Genomic DNA, 25,481 nt, shown 5'->3' with positions numbered 1-25,481 from the left:
TCTATGAAGCAAAAAATCTTTTCGGTACTTGTCTGGACAGGGATTAGTTTACTTGTTCTCGTATGGCTGCCGATGGTGGGAATTGTCAGGCTTTTTGACAGAGATCCGGTCCGTTACCGAACCGGAAAATTATTTCGGAAGCTGGGCCTTTTAATCTCCAGAATTAATTCAAACTGGAATATTACGATTGAAGGGGCGGGCAAAGTTGACGACAGGCAACCGTTTATAGTCGTAGCGAATCATCTGTCTAATGCGGATATTCCCCTCATTTCAAATTTGCCGTGGGAGATGAAATGGGTTGCAAAAAAAGAGCTTTTCGAAATCCCGGTACTCGGCCGTATGATGAAATGGGCCAGCGATATTCCGGTTGATCGTAAGGCATCAAACCGGCGTGTTCATGTTTTTGAGAAGTGCAGCTATTTTCTTGAGAAGAACTGTTCTGTAATGTTTTTCCCGGAAGGTACCCGATCCCGCGATGGCCGGCTGAAACGATTTACCATGGGAGCTTTTGATCTTGCAATTCAAAAACAAGTGCCCATTTTGCCGGTTGTTATTGATGGTACGCAGGAGTGCCTGCCCAAAAAGACCTGGGTCTTTACAAAAGATGTGTACGTGAATCTTAAAGTTCTTGACCCGGTAATGCCGGATATTTCATCCGGAGAAGAGGCAAAAGAGCTGATGGAGCGTGTGCGGATTAAAATGGCGGCTCAGATTTCGGAGTGGCGTAATGAACCGTTAAACCGGGTAGACGCTACCAAGGGGTAGTATCTGGCTGGTGATGTTTTTTTCCGCCCGTCTCCGGAGGTTCCTGCTGATGCGATGGTTTTCCTTTTTTGCGAAGGTAAAACTTCCAGACTAAAAACAGAGCAACTAAAGATAAAAAGAGTGACACCATCGGGAAAAGAAGTTCAGTTTCCATCACGTAATGGATCTGTCCGTATCGTATCAGAGTGAGCAAAATTCCGAATGAGATCAACCCGACCAGTTTATTTTTATCCGCATAGGTTACCGTGAAGGCTCCACCGGCAAAACTGGTCGCAAATGTAGATGCACAGATGACGATAGCCCAGATAAATCCATCATATATTTCATAATGAAAAAGAGACAAGGGATGATGGGTAGTAAGCGATATGATAACGCGAATTAAGGTGTCTGCGGCTACTACAATAGCCAGGCCAATAAAACTGCCGATTATACTTTTTTTCATAGCTGGATTTCACTCCGATATTCATAAAAATCTGGTTAACGGCTTTAGAATAGATAAAAATCTGATCAGATGCAGAATGAATACCATTCAATTTCAGCCCCCACAATGGTTTTTCATACAGCGGGGATATTCTTAGAAAATATCGGCTGATGTAACTTAAAGTTGACGACCATCTTTTGTACCTTAAGCTCTTCAAATGAACCAAAAATATTTTACCAGATTACATGCCAGAAAACGATTTTTTAAAGCCTGAAGGAGATATCAAATTAACAGATAAGCAGCTAATGGAATCTCCGGAGATGGAGAAAGTTGCTGCAGAGGTTATTGAACAGCATAAAATAGAGCTTGGTCCTGCGGAAGTGGGATACCTGCTCATCTATCCAAACATTTCAAAACAGCGGGCAGCAAAATGTGTGAAGTCCAGCCGGGAAGTAAAACACTATTCCGGAAATGACTACCTGATCGAAATATCCGGAGAGCTGTGGGATATGCTTGATGGAGATACTAAAAAGATGCTTCTATATCATCAGCTGCTTCATATCGACCCGGTTTTTAAGGCCAAAAACCAGGAGTGGAAGATGAAGATCAGAAAACCGGACTTTTCCGACTTTTACGAGATAAATGACACCTTTGGGAATGAGTGGTATAAAACGATTCAGGCAACGGTGTCATCGCTGTATGACCTGGATCCACGTCAGGAGAATAAGGTTACCATGTAATTGTAATCAATGGTGCCGGGTGAAATCAGACCAGCGGTTTTCGGCTGCTTTCAAAGGATGAACCGTTAATGGTGATTTGCTTTAACCGGCCAAGGAAGGAAGACGGGTGCTCAAATGTAATCAATGTTTGGGCATGCCGTCTCATGGTATTGTTAACGGTGTGTTTATCATCGAGATCTATAAAAAATATCTTTTCACTATCTGTGATTTTTTCCAGTAAATATCTCTCCTGAGGTGTGGCATACCGACGAACGGAATAAGAATATCCGGTATAAACGCCGCCAAGCTGATCTCCGTGGCTTAGCCATACATACTTTTCTGATCCAAGAGATAAAAAAAGTTCATCAAGGTTTTTGGCAGTTTCGTCCAGTTGTGTGGTGATAATTTCACGCAGATCAATCTCCTTGAAACTGTTTCCGGCCTGTTTCTTTACTTTTTTATAGAAATCCTTTTTTGCACTTTTATTTTTACCTGCAGCTATGGTAAGATAGTAACTGCCATCGAGGTTAATATCGGAGAGAGTTTTCAGATATGAAGATACCTCTTTATCGGAATGCTTTAATGTTTGCAGTTTTTCTGAAGTGCCCATGGAACGGTTTTTAGCATTAGGATTTCTATCTCTCAAAGGTACGCAGAGCTTCTGAATTAAAACAGCTTTTCTTCCATCCGATTGAGTGAAATTCTCTTTAATCTGTAACATTTATGCTTTAGGATACTCTTGTCGATAACAAAAGGTAAATGGAAAACACTTTCTAATTCATTCGCTCTGCTATGCCAAAGTTTCGTTTAAAAGCAACCTCAAAGGCCGGCAAGGCTATCAAGACAGAATTTGAAGCCGGTTCGAAAAAAGAGGCGAAGCGTAAAGTTGACAGACTGGTTCAAAAGAACGGCATCAGTGTTCAGGCTCTTGAAAAAAAAGAGATTTATGAATACAAAGCGCAGCGCCCCGGGAGAAAAAAGGTAAACGGAGAACAGGAAGCTTACAATAAAGAGGAACTGGAGCGTGCATTAACAAAGCTTGGCTTTAAAGTTGACCGGATAAATAAAAAGTGGTTCAATTTTAAAGGCGGAGTTCCTACAAACGAAATTGTGACGTTTGTGAGCCTGTCTGCCGACCTTTTACGTCAACAGCTATCGTATGATGAAATTCTTGATCTGCTGTATGAAGATACAGAGAACAAGAAGATGAAGGAGGTGATCAAAGAGATTCAGAAAGATCTGAAGGATGGAAAGGAGGGAAGCGAGGTTTATGGTAAACACGAAGATGTATTTGGCAAGTTCGCTGCATATATGCTTAGTGTGGCTTCCACATCGGGTAACATGGCCCTCGTGTTTGAAAGTACGGCAAAATTTTTAGAGCGGGATGCAGAGTTTAAAAAGAACCTGCGGCGTTCACTGATGATGCCGGCCGTTACGGTACTTGCAGTTATCGCAACCGTGCTTTTTTATGTTGGATATATATTTCCCGCTACAGCTGAACTCTTTTTGGAATTTGATATCCAGCTTCCCCCAATGACGGAGGCGACTCTGAAAGTGAGTTACTGGCTACAGGATAACTGGATTATGCTGACGCTCGCTCACATTATTCCACTTTCATTGTTTATTTGGTATGTAAAGACACCAAAAGGCAAACTTCTGCTCGATCAGTATATCATTAAAATTCCGGTGATTGGGGATCTGCTGCATAAAACCAGTATCGAGATATTCGCACGTGTATTTTATACACTCTACAGTGGTTCAGGGCAGAATATTGATGTGATTAAAGTTGCCGCGGAGGCGTGCCGGAACACCTATATGGAGAAACGAATAAAAGAAGTTGCCATTAAAATGATGCTGAAAGATGGTGCGGGCCTTGTGGAGTCAATGGAGGCTACAGGTGTATTTTCGAATACAGCGATCAGCCGGTTTCGTCTAGGAGCCGAGTCGGGAGCCCTGCGTGAGAATGCAAAGCAGCTTGCCGAATATTATGAAGTCCAGACCACCTATAAGATGGAATCGGTAATCGATACAATCAATCTATTCATTAACCTGTTTATTATGATTGCATTGATTGCGATTACGGTTGTTTCGTCCGAAGCTGCAATTATTCAGCCGAACTAAAAATCACGACCTTCATCGGATCCCGAAAACTTTCGGGATTTTCGTCCGATGAATGAAATGGCTAGGTATCCCTGAAAGAGACATGGTATTTCTCATGGAAACCCTTTGGTTTCAATATTCTGAGCCTGAATGGGTTGATTTCTTTCGCATAAGTCAGAGTCCTCAGAAATACCATGTCTGATTGCTCGTAAGTAAAGCAATAAACCTGAAGAGAATTTGTGCTCGGTTGAAAATGGGCTTTAATTGGGGTGTGTGAGATGCCGGGTACCCAGCCAATGAAGAGACATGGTATTTCTCATGGAAATCATTTGGTTTCAATATTCTGAGCCTGAATGTGTTGATGCCTTTCGCATAATTCAGAGTCCTCAGAAATATCATGTCTAACCAATGCTATCCCAGAGCTTTAGTGTAAATGAATTGCCGGGATGAATGGTGGAACCTGTTGCATCCCTGTGAAGATATCAGCTTTAAAGTTCCCGGATCAAACCGTACCCACCTACGATGAAAACCGTTCCGCGTGATCCCCAAACCCCGGAGATGTTTTCCATGGAAAATCGATCCTGGCCAGTCCAGTCTTCTCCATCAAAAAAGAGGATGGTTCCGTTAAGTCCGGTTGCGATCACATTGGTGGCAGAGCTGCCCCAGATTCCGTATATGCCGTTGGTTGTGTTGAGATTTTCATCCATCCACTCATCTGTCTCCCGGTCGTACTTCAATACCGTGCCGCCCGATCCCGTTGCATAGATTATATCTGCATCCGATGTGCCCCAAATTGCGAAGAGGGAGGGGTTTCCATCACTGACGCTTATCCACTCATCCTCCTCGTAGCGAAGAATGGTTCCTGCCGTGCCTACCGCAAATATCTCATCGGTGTGAGACCCCCAGATTCCATTAATGGCACCCGAAACGGAGAGCTGCTGTTCGTTCCACTCATGACCATCAAAATGGTAAATGCTGCCTGCGGCCGTGCCGATAAAGATTTTATCTTCTGATGCACCCCAAATGGAGTGAATTCTTGTTCTCAGACCGAGATCGATAGCACTCCACTCAGTTCCGTCATAGTGGAGTAGCGTTCCGCTTTCCCCGACCGCGTATACGTTCGAGCCGGAAGAACCCCAAACACCGAATAGCGTGGATTCCGTGCCGGTTTCCATCTGTGTCCAGTTTACGCCATCATACCGAAGAATCACTCCTGAACTTCCAACTGTAAAAATGGTGTTTGGTGATGTACCCCATATGGCGTGGTAATTTTCCCGCGGCCATTCGTAGTCCGTAATTTCATCAGACATGATATTATCGGAACCAAGTTCTGTGCAGGCAAAACCAAGCGGGAGAATCAAAATAATTGTGATGGTAAGCAGGAGAGATGGGTTCCGTTTCATGGCAGATTTATAAATTTCCTATCTCGTGTATAACGGATGAAGTACTACGTTCATACAGATTTATCTACTGTAGATATACTGAAAAACCGAAAAAAATACAATAATTCATCCGGTGATCGGCCTCATTCAACTATGGTTATAGTGTGGGGCCGGGTGTGGAAGTCTTGTTCGTTGCCGGCACCTTTAATGCCAAAATAGAGCAGACCATATACTCTATACGTGCCGGCTTGCACCTGTTTACCAACTTGATCATCATTTCTTCTGTGCTGCTGAGAACCCGGCTCATATTTATCTCTGTATTCTCCGAAGGTTTGATTCCACTCCTCTTCATACGTGATCTCTTCTCCCGCCTCAAGAGTGATTAGGGGGGTCTTGTACATTAGAAGTACCGGATTTATCATTTCTGATGACCAGACCAGTTCACCACTATCTCCGTCTTCAATACCGAAATTCCTCCGATATTCTCTGTAACGTAATTCAATATCGTTTTTGGTGCTGTTTCGGATGGTCAGTTTCAGTGGTACCGATTCTCCCTTTTCAACCTTCTCAGGCAGATCCAGCGTAAGTTCGATTCCGTAAGGCAGGTACCCTGATCCCAGAAGCCAGTCGCCAGAAGAATTACCTGAACTGCCAAACGGGTTTGTAATCGCATCACAACCAGCCATAAAAAACAGCCCGCCCGCCAGAATTAACCAATAGATTTTCGCTTCAAAAGTTCTTTCTAGTTCATTAAACATGGCTGCAGGGTTGTTGCATATTCATCACTTAGTTTATCAAACTGATCCGCAAGTATCAGTTCTGGAGTAAAAGTGCTGTTGATACTACACATGTATGGATCAGAGTACCTACTATCCCGAGTTCGAGATAATAGCTAATTATTGAGTGTCCCTTCAGCTGACGGAGGGCAATGGGGGATGAAAAGGAGTGAATTCGAGGTTAACTATTGATTAATTGAGTCAAATAAACACGTGTAGGTTCATCCTCTTCGCTATTCACACAAAGTGATTCCTTCGGAAGAGGATGACAATTTTCTAGTTGATGGAATGATATTCACCATTCCAGGGGTGAAATCAGCTCCTCTTAGGTGCGGCACACCGGACATGCCGCACCGATGGTACTGTAATTATTTTGGATAGCTAACTAATTCATTAAAAGAATCAGTCTTTAAGACATGTGAAGTCTCAAAAGTCTTCGCATGCCTTATTCATTAATTCTCTTCGTTTAACCAATAATCAAACCAGCTTCGAATTCGCTCCAGACGATCTACCAATAACCAGGGTTCTCCGGTTCTGGAGAGTCCGTGCGATGATCGGGGATAGCGTATAAACTCAACCGGCACTTCCATCTTTTTCAGGGAGATGTACCACTGTTCGGCATCGGCAACCGGAGTTCTCCAGTCTTCCTCACTGTGGATGATCAGCGTAGGGGCCGTTACATTTTCCACATAGTTGATGGGTGAGAGTTCACGATAGAGTTCACGCTCTTCCCATGGAGCACCCCCGAATTCAAACTCAGTGAGACCCTGGGCATCTGATGCCCCGTACCAGCTCTTCCAGTTCGAAATTGACCGGCTGGTGTTGGCTGCCGCGAAACGATCGGGAAAACGAGCGGTAAGCCAGTTGGTCATAAAGCCGCCATAACTTCCGCCGGAAACACCAACACGTTCAGGGTCCACATCCGGATATTTTTCGAACACGGCATCCAGTCCGGTCATGAAATCTTCTTCGTCCATCAAACCCCACTGTTCTTTTGTTGCGTACGTGAATTCGTGTCCATATGAAGAAGAACCTCTCGGGTTGGGATAGAAAACGAAAAATCCGGAGGCGGAGAGTACGTGAAATGTCTGGAACCAGGTATTGCCGTAATAGGAGTGAGGCCCGCCGTGAATTTTAAGAATCATCGGGTAACTTTCTCCTTCTTCATGTCCAACCGGTTTAATCACCCAGCCTTCAATTTCAGTTCCATCCTCTACCGTCCACGTGATTTGTTCAGCCGGGTTGATGGAACGATCTGCCATCCACTCCTCATTAAACCGCGAAAGCTGAACTTCCTGGTTCCCGTTATTTCGGCTGATAAAAAGTTCATCCGGTGTAGTGGCATCTGTTGATGTGTAGGCCATATATCGTCCATCAGAAGTGGTTGAAATGGAACTCAGCCGCCGGTCACCCAGGGTGACCTGGCGAACGTCACCGCCAGAGTGATTGACCTCAAAGAGATGGTTGTTTCCGCGAATTTGCGCTGTAAATCGAACGGTGCGGTTGTTGGGTGTCCAGTGGATATTCCCCGGACTCAAATCCCAGTCGGATGTAAGATTGGCAATCTCGCCAGCAGGCATTCCATCATTGCCAATTTGAACAACCATCACATCAGTCTCAGCACCACGCTCCTCGGTATGGCTGAATGCAAGGTAGGACCCATTTTCAGATATCTGAGGAGATGATTGATTCCCATCCATCTCAATAAGTATTGTTGTCTCACCACTTTCCAGATCTGTTACATACAAATTCCTTGTAAGATCGGTGTTGTATTCATCATCCTCCTCAGGATCACCGGAAAAGTAAATTCTTGAGCCGTCGGCTGACCATTCAATTTGCCCGACATGATAGGGGAGATCAGTAATAATTTCCGGTTCACCGCCATCAGCAGAGATGATATGAAGCTGACGTTTTGGATTTACGGATGGATGGGGAAGCCAGCTTGACCGGCCATCACTTTTATAGCGCATCTGCGTGATTACACGGCCATCAAACCGGGCGGAGTCGAGCGTGGTGGTGATGGCATCGGGTGCGATCCATCCTGAGCGATCTTCTTCCACTTCCTGATCTTTAGGTACACGGGTAAAGGCGATTTTTTCGCCATCGGGTGACCACACCGGGGTCTGATCGAGTCCCTCAATCTGGAATGCTTCACCACCCGGAGCCGTCACGCGGATAAACCGGACCGTGTTAGAATCATCACCTCGCCGCGATTGAATACTCAAAAGCTCTCCATCAGGTGACCACTGCGGGTTAGAAGACTGAACCGAAGGATCTGTAAAACGAAACGGCTCTCCATCGGCACGGCCATTTCGAATTTTCTGCATCCACACTTCGGTATGACGGCTGTTATCCTCCTCTTTCACAACAGTTTTGGTAAACGCGATCAAATCTCCATTCGGGGAGATCTCCGAGCTGCCTACAAATACAGTTTTATAGTAATCTTCGGGCTGAATACCGGTTTGGGCGTGAAGGTAGAAGGTTAAACAAAATGTGGAAATAAAAAGCAGCAGTAAGATTTGTGATAGTTTCGTCATAAAGCATCTGAAAAGTTAAAATGGAGCTGTAAGGTAATTGATGACTGATTGCCTTAAAAATAGATATTTATTGATTCTACCTGTTTTACAACATTTTTAAGACTCTTGCAACAAGAGTGAATGTCTCATCTCAATGCAATCACGAGTGCACAGCAACCTCATAGTATCGTAACAGCGAATTAATTGTTTGGTAACATAACACGAGGATCTTGTCTCATGAAAACGATCAGTTCCAGCTCAGTTGAATTTAATCTAAGTACGTTTCATGAGATTTATATTATCAGTTACAACATTCTTCTTATTTGCTTTGAATGCATATGCCACAGAATTGCACGGCACGGTTACCGATGCCCAGAATGGCGAATTGTTAATTGGTGCTCATATATCAGTAGTACATAATGATAGTGGCGAATCACGACAGGCTGCATCAGGGCTTGATGGCAGTTACACAATCAGAAACTTAGAACAGGGCAATTACCGCCTGAGAGTTTCTTACCTGGGATATGTTACCCATGAAGCTGAAATATCAGTTTCTGAATCAGATTCCCGGATCCGGAGAGATTTTGAGCTGAGGCCTGATGAGCAGATGCTCGCTGAAGTCGTTGTTATGGGGGATAACCGGGGGACAGATACCCAGGCAAGATTACTGGAGAGGCAGGCTGTAAATGTTACCAACATCGTATCTGCCCGGCAGATACAACTGTCACCCGACATCACGGTTGCAAATGTGATTCAGAGAGTGTCGGGACTGTCCATCGAGCGTAATTCAAGCGGAGAGCCTCAATACGCTATTGTGCGGGGGATGGACAAGCGGTACAACAACACGCTGGTAAACGGAATTAAAATTCCATCTCCGGATAACGAAAACCGGTTTGTACCGCTTGATATTTTTCCAGCCGTTTTTCTTGAAAGACTGGAAGTATCAAAATCGCTGACAGCCGATATGGAAGCAGATGCGATAGGCGGAACCGTGAACATGGTGATGAGGGATGCTCCCTTCAAAAAGTTTCTGGATGCCGATCTACAGTTTGGCTACAATCATCTCAACTTAAAGGATAAATTTGCCACGTACGACCGATCCAATCTGCAGATGCGGTCACCCAGGGAGATTCACGGAGAAGATTACAGGGCAACACCGGATGATTTTCCAGTGGAAAACATGATTATGGATCATAAAACCCCGTTGCCGGATCTGATGGCAAGTGCTACCTATGGTAACCGGATTTTTGGCAACCGACTGGGCATAATGGCAGGAGCAAGCTTTCAAAACTCCTACAAGCCTGTTTCAAATTACTTCTATGATCCTTCCGTCAATTTTCGTGAAGGAAACCCGCTGATCATGAACCAGCTGATTGAGCGCGAAACAAGCTCACAAATGCGAAGAATGGCTGTTCATGGTAAGCTGGATTTTAACATCAGCGAGAATCATACGATTGATTTGTACCTGGGTAAATATCTGCTTGATGAATTCAGAGTGCGGGATCAGGTGAGAAGAGAGAGTTTTGTTTCTACACAGAATTATGCGGTCTACCCAATTACACGATTCAGCAACATCTACCAGGATATCACAACCGCAGATCTTGGAGGTACTCACGGTCTGTTTAGGAACTTGAACCTGGAATGGAACGCGGTGTATTCAGTCGCAGAAAACGATCGCCCGGATGATGGGGTGTTTTCCAGGGCCGGTCAGTTCGATACCGATCTGGATCAGGTAACGAATGAGATTGTCTATTTCCAGGGAGAACGGAATTCGCGTGCCTGGGAACGCAACCGTGATAACGATCTCTCACTTTACGTTGATTTCACCTACAACCTGGATGCTCTGAGCAGTGGATCAAAGTTGAAATTTGGAGGTGTTGTCCGAAATAAGGAACGGGATAACTATTACAACTACTACAACTATTCCCAGATTTTTGGTCAGTTTCGGGGCACAGACTGGGACGATTTTGGAGACGTATCCTTTGCTTCAATGGCTAATCCGCGGGGCAGCGGAGATCGCAGTAATCTTGTATATGATGCAGCAGAAGACATCTACAGTGCCTACATCACCTCAATTCTGAATTTTTCAGGCACACAGCTGCAATTGGGCGTTCGCGCAGAACAGACATACCAATCCTATGAAATCAACCCTCTCTCTGCAGCCTCAAATGATACGGAACTGAGCCAGGAACAGGAGTATCTGAATCTTTTCCCATCCTTCAGTTTGAAGCTTCCGCTATCGGATCGCACCAACGTGAAAGCAAACTACTATAAAGCGATCAGCCGGCCTGGATTTTATGAGATTGTACCCACGATTCGAAGTGCCGGCGGCGGGGATTCATTTTATAGTGAGCGCGGTAACGCTGACCTGAAGCCATCCATCGGGCATAACGCCGATCTGCGGTATGAGTTTTTTCCATCGAGCGTAGACCAGTTATTAGTCGGTGTTTTCTATAAGCGGATTATTGACCCGATTGAATATGGTTTTCCACAGGTTCAAAGCGCAGAAGAAAGCCCGAGAACCAACCGTATCCTTCCGCAGAATTTTGATGATGCGGTCAATTTTGGAGTGGAGTTCGATCTCACAAAGTATTTCAACCGATTCGGGGTTCGGATGAACTACACATTTACTCAGTCAGAAATTACAACCAACAAAATTGTGATCAATCAGGACTGGTCCCGATCACTGGTCAATCAAACCCGTCCACTGCAGGGACAATCTGACCACGTTGGGAATATTAGCTTGCTGTTTAAAGACCAGGCTCGTCAGTTCGACGCCCAGCTTGTATTTAATTACACAGGGGAGCGTATCGCTTTTGTTTCCCCGTTTTATGAGGCAGACCACTATATGCGCCCGATGACCCAGATGGATGTCTCACTCGAAAAAGGGTTTAACAGCGGCTTAACTCTTTTTGTGAAAGCAAATAACCTGCTTAACACTCCATACCAGCTTTATGTGAATAAGCCGCTGGCCGTGCCTGATGATCCCTATCCCTATCAAACCGATCCAACAAATGTAGGGTTTGTGCGACGGGATCTATTCGGGCAATCCTACAGGGTGGGCATTCGATACAACTTTCAATCCAGCTAACGCAAAACTCAAATCAAAAATCATAATTCATAATTCAAACAGACAACACATGAAAAAACGAAATCTTTTAACATCTTTGATGATGGCCTTGATTATTGCTTTTGCTGCTGTTTCCTGCAGTGACGATAATTCAGTAGGACCTGACATTGATAACGGCGATGAAGACAACGGGGATCCTGTTGAGGAGACCAGCGGTATTTCAGGAGACATGACAGAACTCACCTTCGAAGAGGCCGAACTGTATGAAGTAACCGGAGATCTTTATGTGCCAGAGGGCGAAACCGTAACCATTCCTGCAGGTGTAACGCTTGAATTCCAGGAAGGAGAAAATGGTGAAGCCTGGTTTATTGAAGTGTTTGGTTCACTTTACATTCTGGGTGAAGAAGGTGCGCGTGTAACGCTTACAGCATCTGATGATCTGATCAACTCTCCCAAAAATAATGGAATTGGTCAGCTTTGGGGCGGCGTTATCGGAACGATAACTACCGGCGATCTTGTGATTCAGTACACAGATATTCTGCACGCCGGGGGAACAACCCGCGAAGAAAACGCGATGGCACAGCCTGTAACCGGCGGCGGTGGTGAACTGGACGCAGGTGATGCCAGCTACGCAATCTATTTTGTGCGCGAAGATGGTGAACGACAAGACGGTATATTTGTACTTCAGCACTCAAGAATTGCTTTTACCCCTGATGATGGGATTCGTACGAATGGCGGTAAAACTCTCATGACCCATAACACTTTTGAAGTGATTGGCGGTACCGGCGGCGATGTGGTAAACATCAAAGCAGCAACAAGCGGCGACTTTGCTTTCAACCTTTGCTACAATGTTGCTACGAATTGCCTGAAAACAGCTGACACCGGGCCGGGCGAACGCGGCAGGGCTCATACCAACTTCTACAATAATACCATCCTGAACTCAGGTTTCCGAAGAGCAGAACCAGGACGCGGTGCCGGACTGAACTATGAATCTGATGGCTTTGGTGATGTGTATAATAACCTGCAGGTAAACGTACGATTCGGCCTCAGACTGGTATCTGGTGAAGATGAGCCTGATATCTCACGTATTAACTACGGATACAACTGGTACTATGGCAGCGTTCAAACGATTGTTGATGAGTTCTATCCATCAACTAACACTTCTTCTGTTGGGCTGATTGGCAACGATCCAAGAACTCCAATTCCTGATTCTGACGTTACAGGCGAACCGGGCGAAAATGATCCGATGTTCGTGAACTACGATCCGTCAGATTTTGAATTTAGCGGTAACAGCACAATCGGTACCGATCCGCTGCGCCTGAATATCGACCCGATTCCGGCCGATGCGGATTTCCACCTTCAGGCCGACTCACCGGCTCTCACCGGCGGATTTACTGACTTCGATTTTGTTCACGACAGCTACACTACACTGGATGGAACAATGACTTTCAATCCGCCTGCACCGTCTGAATTTTTCGGCGCATTCGGGAGCAACTAATTTAATCTAACCGTAAAGCGGGCGTTGAAAGGCCCGCTTTTTCTTTCTAAAAAGGACAATTTGAAATATCTCACCTCATTCTTAAGCATCACAATTCTGCTTGTTATTGGATGCAGCAGTGATGATCTGATTAGTGATACCGATGATTTCCCCTACAATTACGACTGGGAAAATCACACTCCGTTCACGACAAACTACAGCACATTCAGCATGTCTGTCACCGATCTGTACGATCCGTATCCGGACACAATGGGAACCGTTGCTATGTCGGAAGCCTCAGGTCTGGGATGGAGTATGAAAAATCCCGGTATGATTTGGTCTCACAATGATTCAGGTCATACAAACACCCTGTTTCTGCTTGATGCATCCACCGGTGAAATCGTTGCGCGATACAAAATTGGCGGAACTATAAATCTCGACTGGGAAGATATGGAAGTATCCGGCGGTCCGGTTGAGGGTGAAAGCTACATTTATGTTGGTGATGTGGGTGATAACGATCAAAAGCGTCCGGAATACAGCATTTACAGATTTCCGGAGCCCGTGTTCGAAGAAGCTCACCGCGGCCAGAATATCCATCTGACAGATATCGATGTGGATCGAATCCGGTTTCAATATCCCGATGGAAGTAAAGATACAGAGAGCCTGCTGGTAGATCCGTACACCAATGATATTTTTCTGGTCACAAAAAGAGGAGCTGTCTCAGTTCTTTATGCGCTTCCCTATCCTCAGCCGATTGATGAAACCTATACGATTTACAAAGCCGGGGAATTCTCCTTTCGGCAGGCATCCGCAGGCACATCCGCATGGGATGGATCAAGGGTGCTGATTAAAAACCGGGTGGAGATTTTTTACTGGGAACGGCTTCCCGGTGAAACGATGACCGAGATGCTCTCCCGAACACCGGTAAAGGCACCATATGCCGGAGAACCGCAGGGCGAAGCGATCAGCTTTGATCTTGACTACAACTACTATACGCTGAGCGAAGCGTTGAATTCCACCACACAACCAAACCTTTACAAATATAATCTAATCAACGAATGATGAAACAAAATACTTACAAAACGTTAAGCCTTCTGATGTTAATGCTGGCAATCCTTCTTACAGGCTGTGGAAGTGATGATCCTGTATTCGTAGATCCAACAGATGACGATGATCCGGATGAAGTTGAATTAGTGGAGTTTCCTGATGGGCTTCTTGAAGCTCAAATCCGGCTGGCCCTCGATATTGATAGTGATGAAGATATCACGCCAGAGCTGATGCTGACTCTCGAAGAGCTGAACATCGATGCAAGCGATGACTTTTCAGGTGAACTTAGTGATATTTCAAACCTCACAGGATTGCAGTATGCAGAAAATCTCACGTTTCTTCGACTTAGCTACACCAGTGTGACGGACTTGTCGCCGATCAGTGATCTTGAAAATATCGAGTATCTTCGATTTAACAATACCGCAATCACCGATATCTCACCAATTTCAGGATACACTTCACTGACATATTTTAACGCAAATACGGTGACCGGCCTCGAGGATATCAGTCCGCTTGCCGGAAATGAGAATCTGCAGACCGCAATTCTGAGAAATGTGCCGTTTGGGAATGAAGGAATGACAACCATTCGCGAGCTGACATCCCTCCACAGAATCAACATGCGGAATACCGGCGTTACGGATATCACCGTTCTCGGTGAACTGATGGCCGAAGGAGCATTGCTCGATTCCACACCCGGAGCCGAAGAAAATGGCGGAGCAGATCTCGATCTTCGTCAACTTGATATTGAGGATTGGTCACCTATCGAGCCATACCTCGATCAAATCAGCAATCTCGACGGGTATCCCGGAGATTGAGCTTCATCAAAAATCTGTTATTAATTCATTAAAAAGGCTGAGTCCCGGAACTGGAAATACGGAAACTCAGCCTTTTATGGATCAGCCAACATTTCAAACTCAACACCAATACAAATTTATGATTACGCGCCCATCCCTGAAAACAATATTTGTACTGACAAATCTACTCTTCTTTTTTTCGTGTAATCAACAGCAGCAGGAACAGGAACAGACAAGCAGCTCACATTCAGTTGATCCTGTAGCGGGCGAACATCATTTTATCTCGGGCTACGAACCGATCACGAATGATTCACTTGTTAATGTGGTGATCGAAATTCCGGCGGGGACTGATGCCAAATGGGAGGTGGAGAAAGAGAGTGGTCACATCGCATGGGAATACCGGGATGGGGAACCACGGGTGGTTCAATACATCGGATACCCCGGCAATTATGGGATGGTGCCCCGAACCCTGGCTGGTGACGGAGATACAATTGACGTGCTGGTACTGGGAGCGCCAATTGAAAGAGGAGAGATCGTCGAAACCCGAATTATCGGCGTCCTTGAAATGATCGACGACGATGAGCAGGATGATAAACTGATCGCAGTTACGACAGACTCTCATTTTAATCGTGTGAACAACATGGAGGAACTGGACCTACATTTCCGGGGAGTTTCAACAATCATAGAAACATGGTTTGAAAATTATAAAGGTTCGGATTTCAACGTGGAAATTATTGGTATACGTGATGTGGATCGAGCCTGGGAGATTTTGAGGGAATCGGTTGAGGCATACGGTAATTAGAGTAAATTATGGGCTGATGAGGTCTTAATACCAAAATACTTTGTCAGGGTAGTCAAATGAACTACCTCGGGGCAGAGTCCACGAGGTAACAACTTGGACCTCATACCTTTTTGGTCAATACAAAGCTACCCCCTTCGAGAGGGTGTGAGAAAATTGTTTTTCAAAGAAATTGCACTTAAAAAACTAAGATTTCTGCCATTTTCTCAGCTCCCAGACTTTCTGACCCACCCCCGTCCCCTCCCTATCGCGCCCTAACGGGACTTGATAGGGAGGGGAGCTTCAATACAGGCTTTCATACCTTAAAAAATAATGAATGCCTACGAATGAAAGGGTGTGAGAAAATGATTTATAATAACATAAAAAATAAACCGCCAAGGTTGCGCGAAGTGCGTAAAGAATACGAATAAATAACCTCTGCGGCTGCTTGCGCCCCTTGCGGTTAAAAAACTAAAGACACCAATTTTTTGACAAGGTATTTTATCACAGTCTCTCAAAGGGGGACTTTTATCTTTTTCCGGCCCTGAGGGTCAGGGAATAAAACCACTTATGATTGAATACGAGCACAGTTTTTCACCCTAGAACTTATACATCATTTTGCAAGTTCCCGGTTGGATAGAAACTGCAGGATTCATATATATTTTTAATATATTGATTTGGTTATATCATTAAACTGTGTTTCAATGAATTAACCTTTCAGGCTGCTCAGATTTATCATCACACGGCAGTTAGCATTCAATCAGCAACTCAACAAAAATACCGGAATATTGGCTCGTTATACTCTACCATTTTGTAATAAAGGAATCTCCGTTAAGTCCCTATCTTTTTCAATCGTAATGATAACGCTACCATTGCTTTTTTTAAGCGGTTGCGGCGAAGAACCCCCCGAACCGGAAATCAGAACCGTTTCTGCGGAGGAAGCACAAGCGGAGGCACGTGAAAGTCTTGAAGAAATTTCAGTGGACCTTCCGGATGATCTTGAAATTTCACTATGGGCTACGAAAGATTTGCTGGGTGACCCCATAGCTATCCATATGGATGATGAGGGCAAAGCGTGGGTTACGGTCACTAAACGGAGCCGGAATTCAGAATTTGATATCCGGGACGTAGACAGCAGCTGGCTCATCGAATCGATGAAATGGGAAACCGTTGAAGATCGCCGCGAATTTCTCCATAGCGAACTGGCTCCTGAACGCAGTGATGAAAACACATGGCTGCCGGACCGAAACGAAGATGGATCACACGACTGGCGTGATCTTACGGTGATGAAGGAGGAGATCTGGAGATTGGAAGATCTCAATGGAGATGGCATGGCGGACCAGGCGCAGCTATTTATCCGTGATTTCCACGATGAAGTAACCGATGTGGCTGGTGCCGTTCTGCACTTCAACGATGAAGTATTTGTAGGCGTTGGGCCCGATATGTGGAGACTTCGGGATACAAATAATGACGGAATGAGTGACTGGAAAGAATCCATCAGTCATGGTTATAACGTGCATATCGGGTTTAGCGGGCACGGAATGTCGGGCCTGACGACCGGTCCCGATGGCAGGGTTTACTGGGGAGTCGGAGATATGGGATTCAGTGTGAAGGACCAGGATGGCAAAGAGTGGCACTATCCCAACCAGGGAGCGATTTTGCGTTCTGATCCCGACGGAAGCAACTTTGAGGTGTTCGCAGCCGGAGTTAGAAATACTCACGAATTTGTTTTTGATAAATACGGCAACCTGATTACGATCGATAATGACGGCGATCATGCGGGGGAATTTGAGCGGCTCGTTTACCTGGTAAACGGATCGGACAGCGGCTGGAGGATCAACTGGCAGTTTGGAAAATACACCGATCCAAAAAATAATTCATATAAAGTATGGATGGATGAGGACTACTATATACCGCACTGGGATGATCAGGCGGCACACGTTCTGCCCCCGCTTGCCGAGTCTTATACGGGTCCTGCCGGGATGGCTTACAATCCCGGAACGGCGCTTAACGAAAGCTATGAAGATCACTTTTTTGTGATGTCCTTTCGCGGATCGGTTGCGAACTCTCCGATCTATTCTTTTACCCTGAAAGAGAATGGAGCTTCGTTTGAACTGGATGAAGAAAAAGAAGCCCTCCGCGGAATCCTTGCCGTTGGACTCGATTTTGGTCCGGATGGCGCGCTCTATATGACGGACTGGGTTCAGGGTTGGACGATCAATGATGAAGGCAGAATCTGGAAACTCGACTCCCCCGAAGATGCTGAATCAGAGATCAGGGTTGAAACTAAAAATCTTTTAGGAGAAAATTTCTCCGATCACAACGCCGACCGGCTGATTGAACTGATGGGTCACCAGGATATGCGAGTGCGTCAAAAAGCGCAGTTTGAACTGGCTAACAGAGGCGATGAAGATTCACTTTTGCAAGCAATTGAAACAAGCAGTGAACAGCTGGCACGAATTCACGGAATTTGGGGACTGGCTCAGATCGGCCGAAGTAGTTCTGACGCCGTTGAGCCGCTTATTCAATTGTTGAAAGATGACGATTACGAAATCCGTGCCCAGGCGGCTCGCTGGCTGGGTGATGTGCGTTACTCACCTGCCGCCGATGCGGTGACACCACTTCTGCAGGATGAGCACCCCCGCGTTCGGTTTTTTGCAGCCGAAGCGCTCGGACGGATGGAGGCTGCTGAATCTTTTGATGATATAGTGGCTATGCTGGCTGATAACGATGATGAAGATATTTACCTGCGTCACGCTGGCGCAATCGCGCTTTCACGTTTTGATGATGCCGATTCAGTGGCCGATCTGGCCGATCATTCATCACGTGCTGTCCGTGTGGCAGCCGTCATTGCAATGAAACGACTGCAGGGCTCCGGCATAGTCCGTTTTCTGGAAGATGAAGATGAATATATTGTAACCAATGCGGCACGCGCGATCAGTGATGATCACTATATCGAAGATGCGATTCCCGAACTGGCCCGGCTGCTCACTGACGGGCAGTTTGATAACGAGCCGCTCATTCGCCGGACAATTAATGCATCGCTTTACAGCGGCAGTTCCGAGGATGCTGAAAGGCTGACGGACTTTGCAACCGAATCATCCAATCCGGAGCATCTCCGCGTTGAAGCATTAAATACGCTACAGTACTGGGAGGAGCCCTCTATCTTTGACAGGGTTACCGGCCGGCACCGCGGGCAAATTTCAAACAGCGGCGACGATGCGCGAAATGCCCTGGCATCTGTAGCTGAAAGATTGCTTTCAGATGATTCATCCGATATCCGAATTGCTGCTATCGAAGCAGCCTCTGAGCTCCGCTATACGGATGCTACTCCTTCTATCTACGCTCTGCTGGAAGGGGATGATTCGGTTGATGTTCGAATCGCAGCCGTTCGCGGACTTCGTGATCTTGAGTATAATGAAATTGATGAGGCGATCCGGATTGCCCTAACGGATCAGGAAAGCCGCGTCCGTATGAATGCACTCACCATGATTCCCGCACTCGATATTTCCGATGACGTGAAAGTATCGCTGCTTATATCCGCATTCCATGACGGATCTGTGGATGAGAAACAGACAGCCTTAAGAACACTTGAAACGCTGGATCATGAAGATACCCGTGCCTTTATCCATGAACAGCTTGATGATCTTATAGCCGGTGAACTGGAGCCTGAAGTACATCTTGAACTGATTCAGGCAGCTGAAGAAATCAGCACAGAAGACTTTAACGACAAAATACTGGAGTATCGCGCGATCAGGGCAGCGGATGATCCAATCGCCGGATTCACTGAAACCCTTTATGGCGGAGATGCTGAATCCGGGCGGCAGGTTTTTTACCAGGATGCTGCCGCGCAATGCATCCGCTGTCACGCTGTGGCGGGTAGCGGCGCTGAAGTAGGGCCCGACTTGAGCGATGTTGGAAACCGGTTTAACCGTGAATTTCTGCTGCAATCCCTGGTCAACCCCTCTGCGAGTGTAGCACCAGGGTATGGTGTTGTAACGTTAACTCTTCAGGATGGCGAAACCGTACGTGGTGCACTTGAAGAAGAAACAGACGAAACCATTGTGCTCCTGGTTAGCGGTGAACAACGTTCAATTGACAAAAATCAAATTGAAGAGCGTACAAACTCACCGTCTTCCATGCCTCCAATGGGCGATCTGCTGACCCGGAACCAGCTTCGTGACCTTGTAGAATTTATGACCACACTCGATGGAGAGGAGTAAATCGGGTATTGAATGATTGTATGATGAATTAAACGTCTGCCATACTTTACTCACGCAGAGTTGCGCTGATGATTCGCTGATTTTCGCTGATAATATTCTCTCCAATGAGAACATATAAGCGATACTCCGAGTGTATACTCAGCATAATCTGCGAAAAACCGGGCAGGGTTGATTTCGACAATGTAAATACATCTCTTTCTATACAAAAAAAGGCGTCCTGATCAGATCAGGACGCCTTTTGTATTTTCAAATCGAGCAGCAATTCATTTTTACAATTCGCTGAGACTTTACATCCGTCAATCGTTTATTATAAATCCATTTTATAATCAACGAAATACCGTTTTTCTGCAACGGATTCTATAAAATTCACCGCTTTCTGGTGATGAGGATTACGTGTGTACATCTGAAAATCGAGTAGGGTTTCGAAGTCACAAATCAGCACAACATCAAGGGCTTCTTCCGCATCAGGATTGGTTTGGATTCCAACCTCAACAGCCTTGATTTCATCAATATTGGTTCGAAGCCCTTCGAGAATAAGTTTTAATTTCTGGGCATTTTTCTCTTTTGGTGCGCCCTCGGCTTCATCTTTCAGTTTCCACATTACAATATGGCGAATCATAGCTTTACCTCTGCGTTAGTTAATGTTGATTATCGTTGCGTTGCGAAGGTCAGGTCTTGCTGATCTACTCTGTCTGATACTCTCTCTAACTCTTCAGGAGAGTAGGAACCGGCAGCCCAGAGATAATATCTGGCAGACTCGGGTTGGTTGGCTCTTACCCAATCATACACAGAGAGATATCCTCTTGCAACTGAAACTGCCTCGTTTTCAGATAAATTTTCAGGATCTCCGATTTCAGGTATTAACAGGCTGTTTCCGCTGCTGATCTGATTCGGATTTGATAGCTGATCCCGGTTCTCACCGTAAATAAGCGGCCAGAGATAGGGATCTCCATAGGTTTGCTCCGCGATTGACCAGAGTGATTCACCAGCCTGAATGGAATATTCCCGGTGGTCGGCAGCGGGTTCAGCCTCTGCCGATTCCTCTTCAACTGCGGGAGTTTCAGGTTCATCCGCCACTGCTGATGGAGCAGGTGAGAGCGGAGCGGGTTGTTCAATCTGCTCAAGCGGCGTCTGGCCTGCAATTTCGGGCTCGGTTTGAGTTGTGGTTTCCTGTCTTGAAAAAATCAGGAACAGTATCAAAAAAACGGCCAAAAGAATTAGAATGGATGCTGCTGCATACGACCAATGAAACCTTCCTGACTCCTGAACAGCGCGGTCAGGCTCTTTGGGGCTTGCAGCAGGCGGCGGGAGTTTTTTCGGTTGTTCCTTTTTTTGATCTGAAGATTGTTCTATTAAAACTTTTTCAGGCACAGGTTTCGGCGGGACGGATTGGTTAGGGATTTTCCCCTTTACAGGACTAGGACGTTCCCGAACGAGATCCTCAATACTTTCCTCAGCTTCAGCCGGGTCATCTTTGGTTTTCTTGCTTTGAGTTGCAGATACAGTAGATAATGCAGCGGCAACAGGTGCGGTATGATCCGATTCTTTTTCCTGCTTATCAGGTGAATCTAAAATCTGAGGCTGAAGGTTTTTAAATGGAAGATTCACATGCTCACGGAGCGCTTTGTACGGTTTAAAGACAACCTTATTCTGAGCCGGAATTGTAATTTCGTCCCCGGTCTGCGGATTCCGGCCTTTTCGCTCCTCCATGAACCGTAGTTCAAACTTGCCAAATCCAGAGATCGTAATCTTTTCCCCTTTTTCGAGACCGGATTCAATGATCCCAACCAGCTCATGAATAAAGCTGTCGGTTCTTTGCTCGCTTAGTTGGGTATTTTTTGAAATTTTTTCAACGAGCTCCTTAAAAGTGATCTTCTCACTCATCGTCGGGCTCCGGGAATTTTACGGTTTCCTTGAGGCCCGCCGAGGGGGAGAAATTCACAACCCGTTTTGGAGGAAGCATCATATATTTTTCATGATGCGGACTGTACGATTTTCGGGCGTCTCGTGTATTAACAGAAAAGGTACCAAGTCCTGGAATAGATACACCCCGGCCATTGCCCAGCTCATCGGTGAGAGTTCCGAATATCCCTTCAATAATCTCTTTTGCCTCTTTTTTAGAGATATCCCTGGAATCGGCAACAGTATCTATAAGTTCTCGGTATGTCATGATTTAAGTATAGTCGCAGATTATATTTTAAAATCTACTATTACCCTATAAACGCAAAAATAGTTGAAAATTCCTAACCCGCAAGGCGCAAGACTCCATTTAGATGTGGGTTAAATGATAGCTGGATTACATTTACTGATATAGAAGGTCATTACAAGTCTCACTAAAAGTATCCTGCTTTGTTCTGGAATCCGGTGGCAGTTTCGTCCATTTTAAAAGAATCTCTGTCATTTAAAAATGTTCTGAACTATTTGAAAAAAAATAACCTTATTACTATAACACGCAAACAGTTAACCAAATCTTTACTTTATGGGACGTCCGCTAAATGTTACTGAAAAGCTTATCGAATCTCACCTTGTGGATGGTGAACTGAAAGCAGGGGAAGAGATCGGGATAAAAATTGATCAGACGCTTACACAGGATGCAACCGGCACACTGGTGATGCTCGAACTTGAGGCGATGGATCTTGACAAAGCTAAAACGGATGTATCCTGCCAGTATGTAGATCACAACCTGCTGCAAACAGATTTCAAAAATCCGGATGATCATCTTTTTCTGAAATCTGCAGCAGAGCGATTCGGCCTCTGGTATAGCCGGCCGGGGAACGGGGTTAGCCATCCTGTTCATACGGAACACTTTGCAAAGCCGGGAAAAACTCTTGCCGGATCTGACAGCCACACGCCCGCATCCGGATGCATGGGGATGTTTGCTCTTGGTGCTGGCGGCCTCGACGTGGCTTTTGCGATTGCCGGAGAACCGATGTACCTGAAGATGCCGAAAGTATTGGGGGTGAAGCTGACCGGCAAACTGCCCGACTGGGTGAGTGCCAAAGATGTTGTCCTCGAAATGCTCCGGAGATATGACGTTAAGGGCGCACGCGGATTTGTGATTGAATACTACGGTCCGGGTCTCGATCAGCTCTCCACGATGGACCGGCATGTGATTGCGAACATGGGCACCGAAATGGGTGCAACGACAACGGTTTTTCCATCGGATGGTGAAGTAAAGCGATTCCTGAAAGAGCAGGGGCGCGAAGAAGACTGGACGGAACTTCTCCCGGATGAAGGCGCGTCGTACGATGAGCACGAAGAGATTGTTCTGGATGAAGTTGAACCGCTAATCGCGTTGCCGAGCAGTCCCGGAAATGTGGTGCCTGTACGGGAAGTGGAAGGCCGGGAAATTTATCAGTCCTATATCGGGTCCTCGGCAAATCCCAGCTACCGCGATTTCTGGATGACATCAGAAATTGTGAAGGGGAAACGCATCAGCGATGAGGTGAGCTTTGATATTAACCCCACATCGCGTCAGATTATCGAGAATATGGTGAAGAACGGCGTTATGCTACATCTTGTGCAGTCGGGAGCCCGAATCCACCAGGCCGGCTGTAACGGCTGTATTGGAATGGGGCAAGCCCCGGCTTCCGGACGTAACAGCCTGCGGACTGTGCCGCGTAATTTCCCTGATCGATCCGGTACAAAGGAGGATTCCGTGTATCTCTGCAGCCCGGAAACAGCCGCCGCTTCGGCGCTGACGGGCGAAATTACCGATCCGAGAGATCTTGAGAAGTTATATGATATGAAGTACCCGAAATTTTCTGAGCCGGAAGAAGTGATCATCAACCGTGATATGCTGATCGCCCCGCCGAAAAACGGTGAGCAGAAAGACCTCGTAAAAGGACCAAATATCTCTACACTGCCGGATTTTAGCGAATTCAGTGATTTTGAGGTATCTGTTCTGCTTAAGATGGGGGATAACGTCTCGACCGATGAAATTCTGCGCGCCGGGGCTGATGTGCTGCCATTCAGAAGCAACATCCCCGAAATCAGCAAATTCTCTTTCTCTGTGATTGATGAGTCATTTTACGATCGCGCGATGGAAACCAAAAAGACAAACGGCGGCCACGTTGTTGTTGCAGGGGATAATTATGCGCAGGGATCCAGCCGTGAACATGCGGCAATCGCGCCAAGATATCTCGGGCAGCGTGCTGTCATTGCAAAGAGCTATGCCCGGATCGGCTGGCAAAACCTGATTAACTTCGGGATTGCCCCCCTCGAGTTCAAAAACCCTGATGACTATGATAAAATTGAACAAGGAGATACTCTGAAAGTCGAAGGAATCCGCGATCAAATGAAAAGCGGACATGAAGTTACCGTCACAAATTTAACGAAAGGCTTTGAATTTAAGGCGGGTCATACACTTAGCGATCGTCAGCTAATTGCTTTGCTGGACGGTGGTATAATCAACACATTTAAAAAACGACACTGAAATGTGAATCAGAATGAAGTGTTAGGCGAATTCGGAGTTGGATACCTGATTTTTTTATTGCAATGCTGATCAAGATCGTGCCATTAATGGCTGACAGGTATTTTTGATAAAAATCTTCACCGGATGAATCCGCTTCATCCGGTGAATTCTCCGTTCTCTGTTATGACCCAACGCATACATCGCATCACTCCTCTGATTATGAAATGGCGGTTGGAAGCCGTAATTTTACAGTTTGAAAACTACACGCAATGCAGTACAAAAGTAGATGAATAAAGATAAGCAGACACTGGATTCAACAGGAAACAACCACTCTGTTCAGGATATTGACGATATAGGTGAAGATCATATTGCAACATCGGTACAGACGCCACTTCGCAAGGATGCATTCCTGCTGAGTGATGATGAAAAAATCGCCAAAATTGAAAATCATTTTGGTGAAATTATGCAGATTCTTGGACTCGATCTTACCGATGAAAGCCTGAGCGGCACACCCCGCAGGGTAGCCAAAATGTATGTGAAGGAAATTTTCCAGGGATTGAATCCAAAAAACCGCCCGGATGCCAAAAAATTCGGAAATAAATACGAATATGGCGACCTTGTAGTTGTAAAGAACATCAACGTAACGTCATTTTGTGAACACCATTTTCTGCCGTTTCTCGGTAAAGCACACGTGGCATACAAAAGCAGCGGCAGTGTGATAGGTCTCTCAAAAATCAATCGGCTGGTTGATTACTACTCCCGTCGTCCGCAGGTTCAGGAACGACTGACCCTTCAGATTGCCGATGAACTGGAAACCTCTCTTGAAACGGGTGATGTTGCAGTTTTTATTGAAAGTAAACACCTTTGCGTGTCTACACGCGGTATCCAGGACCGTGCAAGCAGCACGGTAACCACGGAGTATCGCGGAGCTTTCAAAGAAAAGGATACACAACAACGTTTTATCGATTACATCAGCACAGACACAGAGATGTAAGCCAA

The 25,481-nt window shown here is 45.8% G+C and carries 20 protein-coding genes; 11 read left to right on the top strand and 9 right to left on the bottom strand.

What is annotated here, in order from left to right:
* Positions 1–3 precede the first annotated feature (3 nt).
* Positions 4–765, top strand: coding sequence for a 1-acyl-sn-glycerol-3-phosphate acyltransferase (locus DYD21_RS07600; protein ID WP_116034849.1), 762 nt, complete (start codon positions 4–6; stop codon positions 763–765).
* Here DYD21_RS07600 and DYD21_RS07595 read toward each other — a convergent pair.
* Complete coding sequence (locus DYD21_RS07595; protein WP_116034847.1) at positions 752–1,207, bottom strand: hypothetical protein; 456 nt, start codon at positions 1,205–1,207, stop codon at positions 752–754. The two genes, DYD21_RS07600 and DYD21_RS07595, sit on opposite strands and share 14 nt — an antisense overlap.
* A 224-nt stretch (positions 1,208–1,431) precedes the next feature.
* Between DYD21_RS07595 and DYD21_RS07590 the strand changes: the two genes are divergently transcribed.
* Positions 1,432–1,926, top strand: a complete 495-nt coding sequence (locus DYD21_RS07590) for a putative metallopeptidase (protein ID WP_116034845.1) — start codon at positions 1,432–1,434, stop codon at positions 1,924–1,926.
* A gap of 25 nt (positions 1,927–1,951) precedes the next feature.
* Here the strand turns inward: DYD21_RS07590 and DYD21_RS07585 are convergent, their stop codons facing one another.
* A complete protein-coding gene (locus tag DYD21_RS07585) occupies positions 1,952–2,515 on the bottom strand; it encodes a hypothetical protein (protein WP_116034843.1) in 564 nt (187 codons plus the stop codon).
* Positions 2,516–2,697: 182 nt separating this feature from the next.
* Here DYD21_RS07585 and DYD21_RS07580 point away from each other — a divergent pair, with 182 nt between their 5' ends.
* Positions 2,698–4,026 carry a type II secretion system F family protein gene (locus DYD21_RS07580; RefSeq protein ID WP_116034841.1) on the top strand — a complete coding sequence of 443 codons (1,329 nt, stop codon included), beginning with the start codon at positions 2,698–2,700 and terminating at the stop codon, positions 4,024–4,026.
* A gap of 467 nt (positions 4,027–4,493) precedes the next feature.
* Here the strand turns inward: DYD21_RS07580 and DYD21_RS07575 are convergent, their stop codons facing one another.
* The 3 genes from DYD21_RS07575 to DYD21_RS07565 form a co-directional block, all read right to left on the bottom strand.
* Entirely contained in the window at positions 4,494–5,408 is a 915-nt protein-coding gene (locus DYD21_RS07575; protein WP_116034839.1) for a hypothetical protein, read from the bottom strand.
* A gap of 122 nt (positions 5,409–5,530) precedes the next feature.
* Positions 5,531–6,145 (bottom strand): BsuPI-related putative proteinase inhibitor, encoded by a 615-nt coding sequence (locus DYD21_RS07570; protein ID WP_116034837.1) that lies wholly within the window; start codon positions 6,143–6,145, stop codon positions 5,531–5,533.
* A 470-nt stretch (positions 6,146–6,615) separates the two neighbouring features.
* The gene (locus DYD21_RS07565) at positions 6,616–8,700 is read right to left on the bottom strand and encodes a S9 family peptidase (protein ID WP_116034835.1); all 2,085 of its coding nucleotides are present in this window, start codon (positions 8,698–8,700) and stop codon (positions 6,616–6,618) included.
* Positions 8,701–8,965: 265 nt separating this feature from the next.
* Here DYD21_RS07565 and DYD21_RS07560 point away from each other — a divergent pair, with 265 nt between their 5' ends.
* The 6 genes from DYD21_RS07560 (at position 8,966) to DYD21_RS07535 (ending at position 20,068) form a co-directional block, all read left to right on the top strand.
* Positions 8,966–11,770, top strand: a complete 2,805-nt coding sequence (locus tag DYD21_RS07560) for a TonB-dependent receptor (protein ID WP_116034833.1) — start codon at positions 8,966–8,968, stop codon at positions 11,768–11,770.
* A gap of 49 nt (positions 11,771–11,819) precedes the next feature.
* Complete coding sequence (locus DYD21_RS07555; protein ID WP_116034831.1) at positions 11,820–13,247, top strand: hypothetical protein; 1,428 nt, start codon at positions 11,820–11,822, stop codon at positions 13,245–13,247.
* A gap of 60 nt (positions 13,248–13,307) precedes the next feature.
* A complete protein-coding gene (locus DYD21_RS07550; protein WP_147303521.1) occupies positions 13,308–14,288 on the top strand; it encodes a hypothetical protein in 981 nt (326 codons plus the stop codon).
* Positions 14,288–15,088 (top strand): leucine-rich repeat domain-containing protein, encoded by an 801-nt coding sequence (locus DYD21_RS07545; protein ID WP_147303520.1) that lies wholly within the window; start codon positions 14,288–14,290, stop codon positions 15,086–15,088. Before DYD21_RS07550 ends, DYD21_RS07545 begins: the two co-directional genes overlap by 1 nt.
* A 118-nt stretch (positions 15,089–15,206) precedes the next feature.
* Positions 15,207–15,869, top strand: coding sequence for an inorganic diphosphatase (locus DYD21_RS07540; protein WP_116034825.1), 663 nt, complete (start codon positions 15,207–15,209; stop codon positions 15,867–15,869).
* Between the two features lie 833 nt (positions 15,870–16,702).
* Complete coding sequence (locus tag DYD21_RS07535; RefSeq protein WP_116034823.1) at positions 16,703–20,068, top strand: HEAT repeat domain-containing protein; 3,366 nt, start codon at positions 16,703–16,705, stop codon at positions 20,066–20,068.
* A 46-nt stretch (positions 20,069–20,114) separates the two neighbouring features.
* Here DYD21_RS07535 and DYD21_RS21375 read toward each other — a convergent pair whose 3' ends face one another.
* The 4 genes from DYD21_RS21375 to DYD21_RS07520 form a co-directional block, all read right to left on the bottom strand.
* The gene (locus tag DYD21_RS21375; protein WP_255415912.1) at positions 20,115–20,249 is read right to left on the bottom strand and encodes a hypothetical protein; all 135 of its coding nucleotides are present in this window, start codon (positions 20,247–20,249) and stop codon (positions 20,115–20,117) included.
* 126 nt (positions 20,250–20,375) lie between these two features.
* Positions 20,376–20,687 (bottom strand): Dabb family protein, encoded by a 312-nt coding sequence (locus DYD21_RS07530; protein ID WP_116034821.1) that lies wholly within the window; start codon positions 20,685–20,687, stop codon positions 20,376–20,378.
* Between the two features lie 29 nt (positions 20,688–20,716).
* The gene (locus tag DYD21_RS07525; protein ID WP_116034819.1) at positions 20,717–21,952 is read right to left on the bottom strand and encodes an HU family DNA-binding protein; all 1,236 of its coding nucleotides are present in this window, start codon (positions 21,950–21,952) and stop codon (positions 20,717–20,719) included.
* Entirely contained in the window at positions 21,945–22,238 is a 294-nt protein-coding gene (locus tag DYD21_RS07520) for an HU family DNA-binding protein (RefSeq protein WP_116034817.1), read from the bottom strand. Before DYD21_RS07520 ends, DYD21_RS07525 begins: the two co-directional genes overlap by 8 nt.
* 309 nt (positions 22,239–22,547) lie before the next feature.
* On the opposite strand from DYD21_RS07520, the gene DYD21_RS07515 reads away from it, so the two are divergent.
* Together DYD21_RS07515 and folE are read left to right on the top strand one after the other, a co-directional pair.
* Positions 22,548–24,503: an aconitate hydratase gene (locus tag DYD21_RS07515; protein WP_116034814.1), complete on the top strand. Its 1,956-nt coding sequence runs from the start codon at positions 22,548–22,550 to the stop codon at positions 24,501–24,503.
* A 265-nt stretch (positions 24,504–24,768) separates the two neighbouring features.
* Positions 24,769–25,476: a GTP cyclohydrolase I FolE gene (folE, locus tag DYD21_RS07510; protein ID WP_116034812.1), complete on the top strand. Its 708-nt coding sequence runs from the start codon at positions 24,769–24,771 to the stop codon at positions 25,474–25,476.
* Positions 25,477–25,481 lie beyond the last annotated feature (5 nt).

Origin of the sequence: Rhodohalobacter sp. SW132 (assembly GCF_003390325.1) — a bacterium.
Lineage (GTDB): Bacteria > Bacteroidota > Rhodothermia > Balneolales > Balneolaceae > SW132.
The sequence above is the reverse complement of the archived record's forward strand: the minus strand, read 5'-3'. Positions and strand labels throughout refer to the sequence as shown.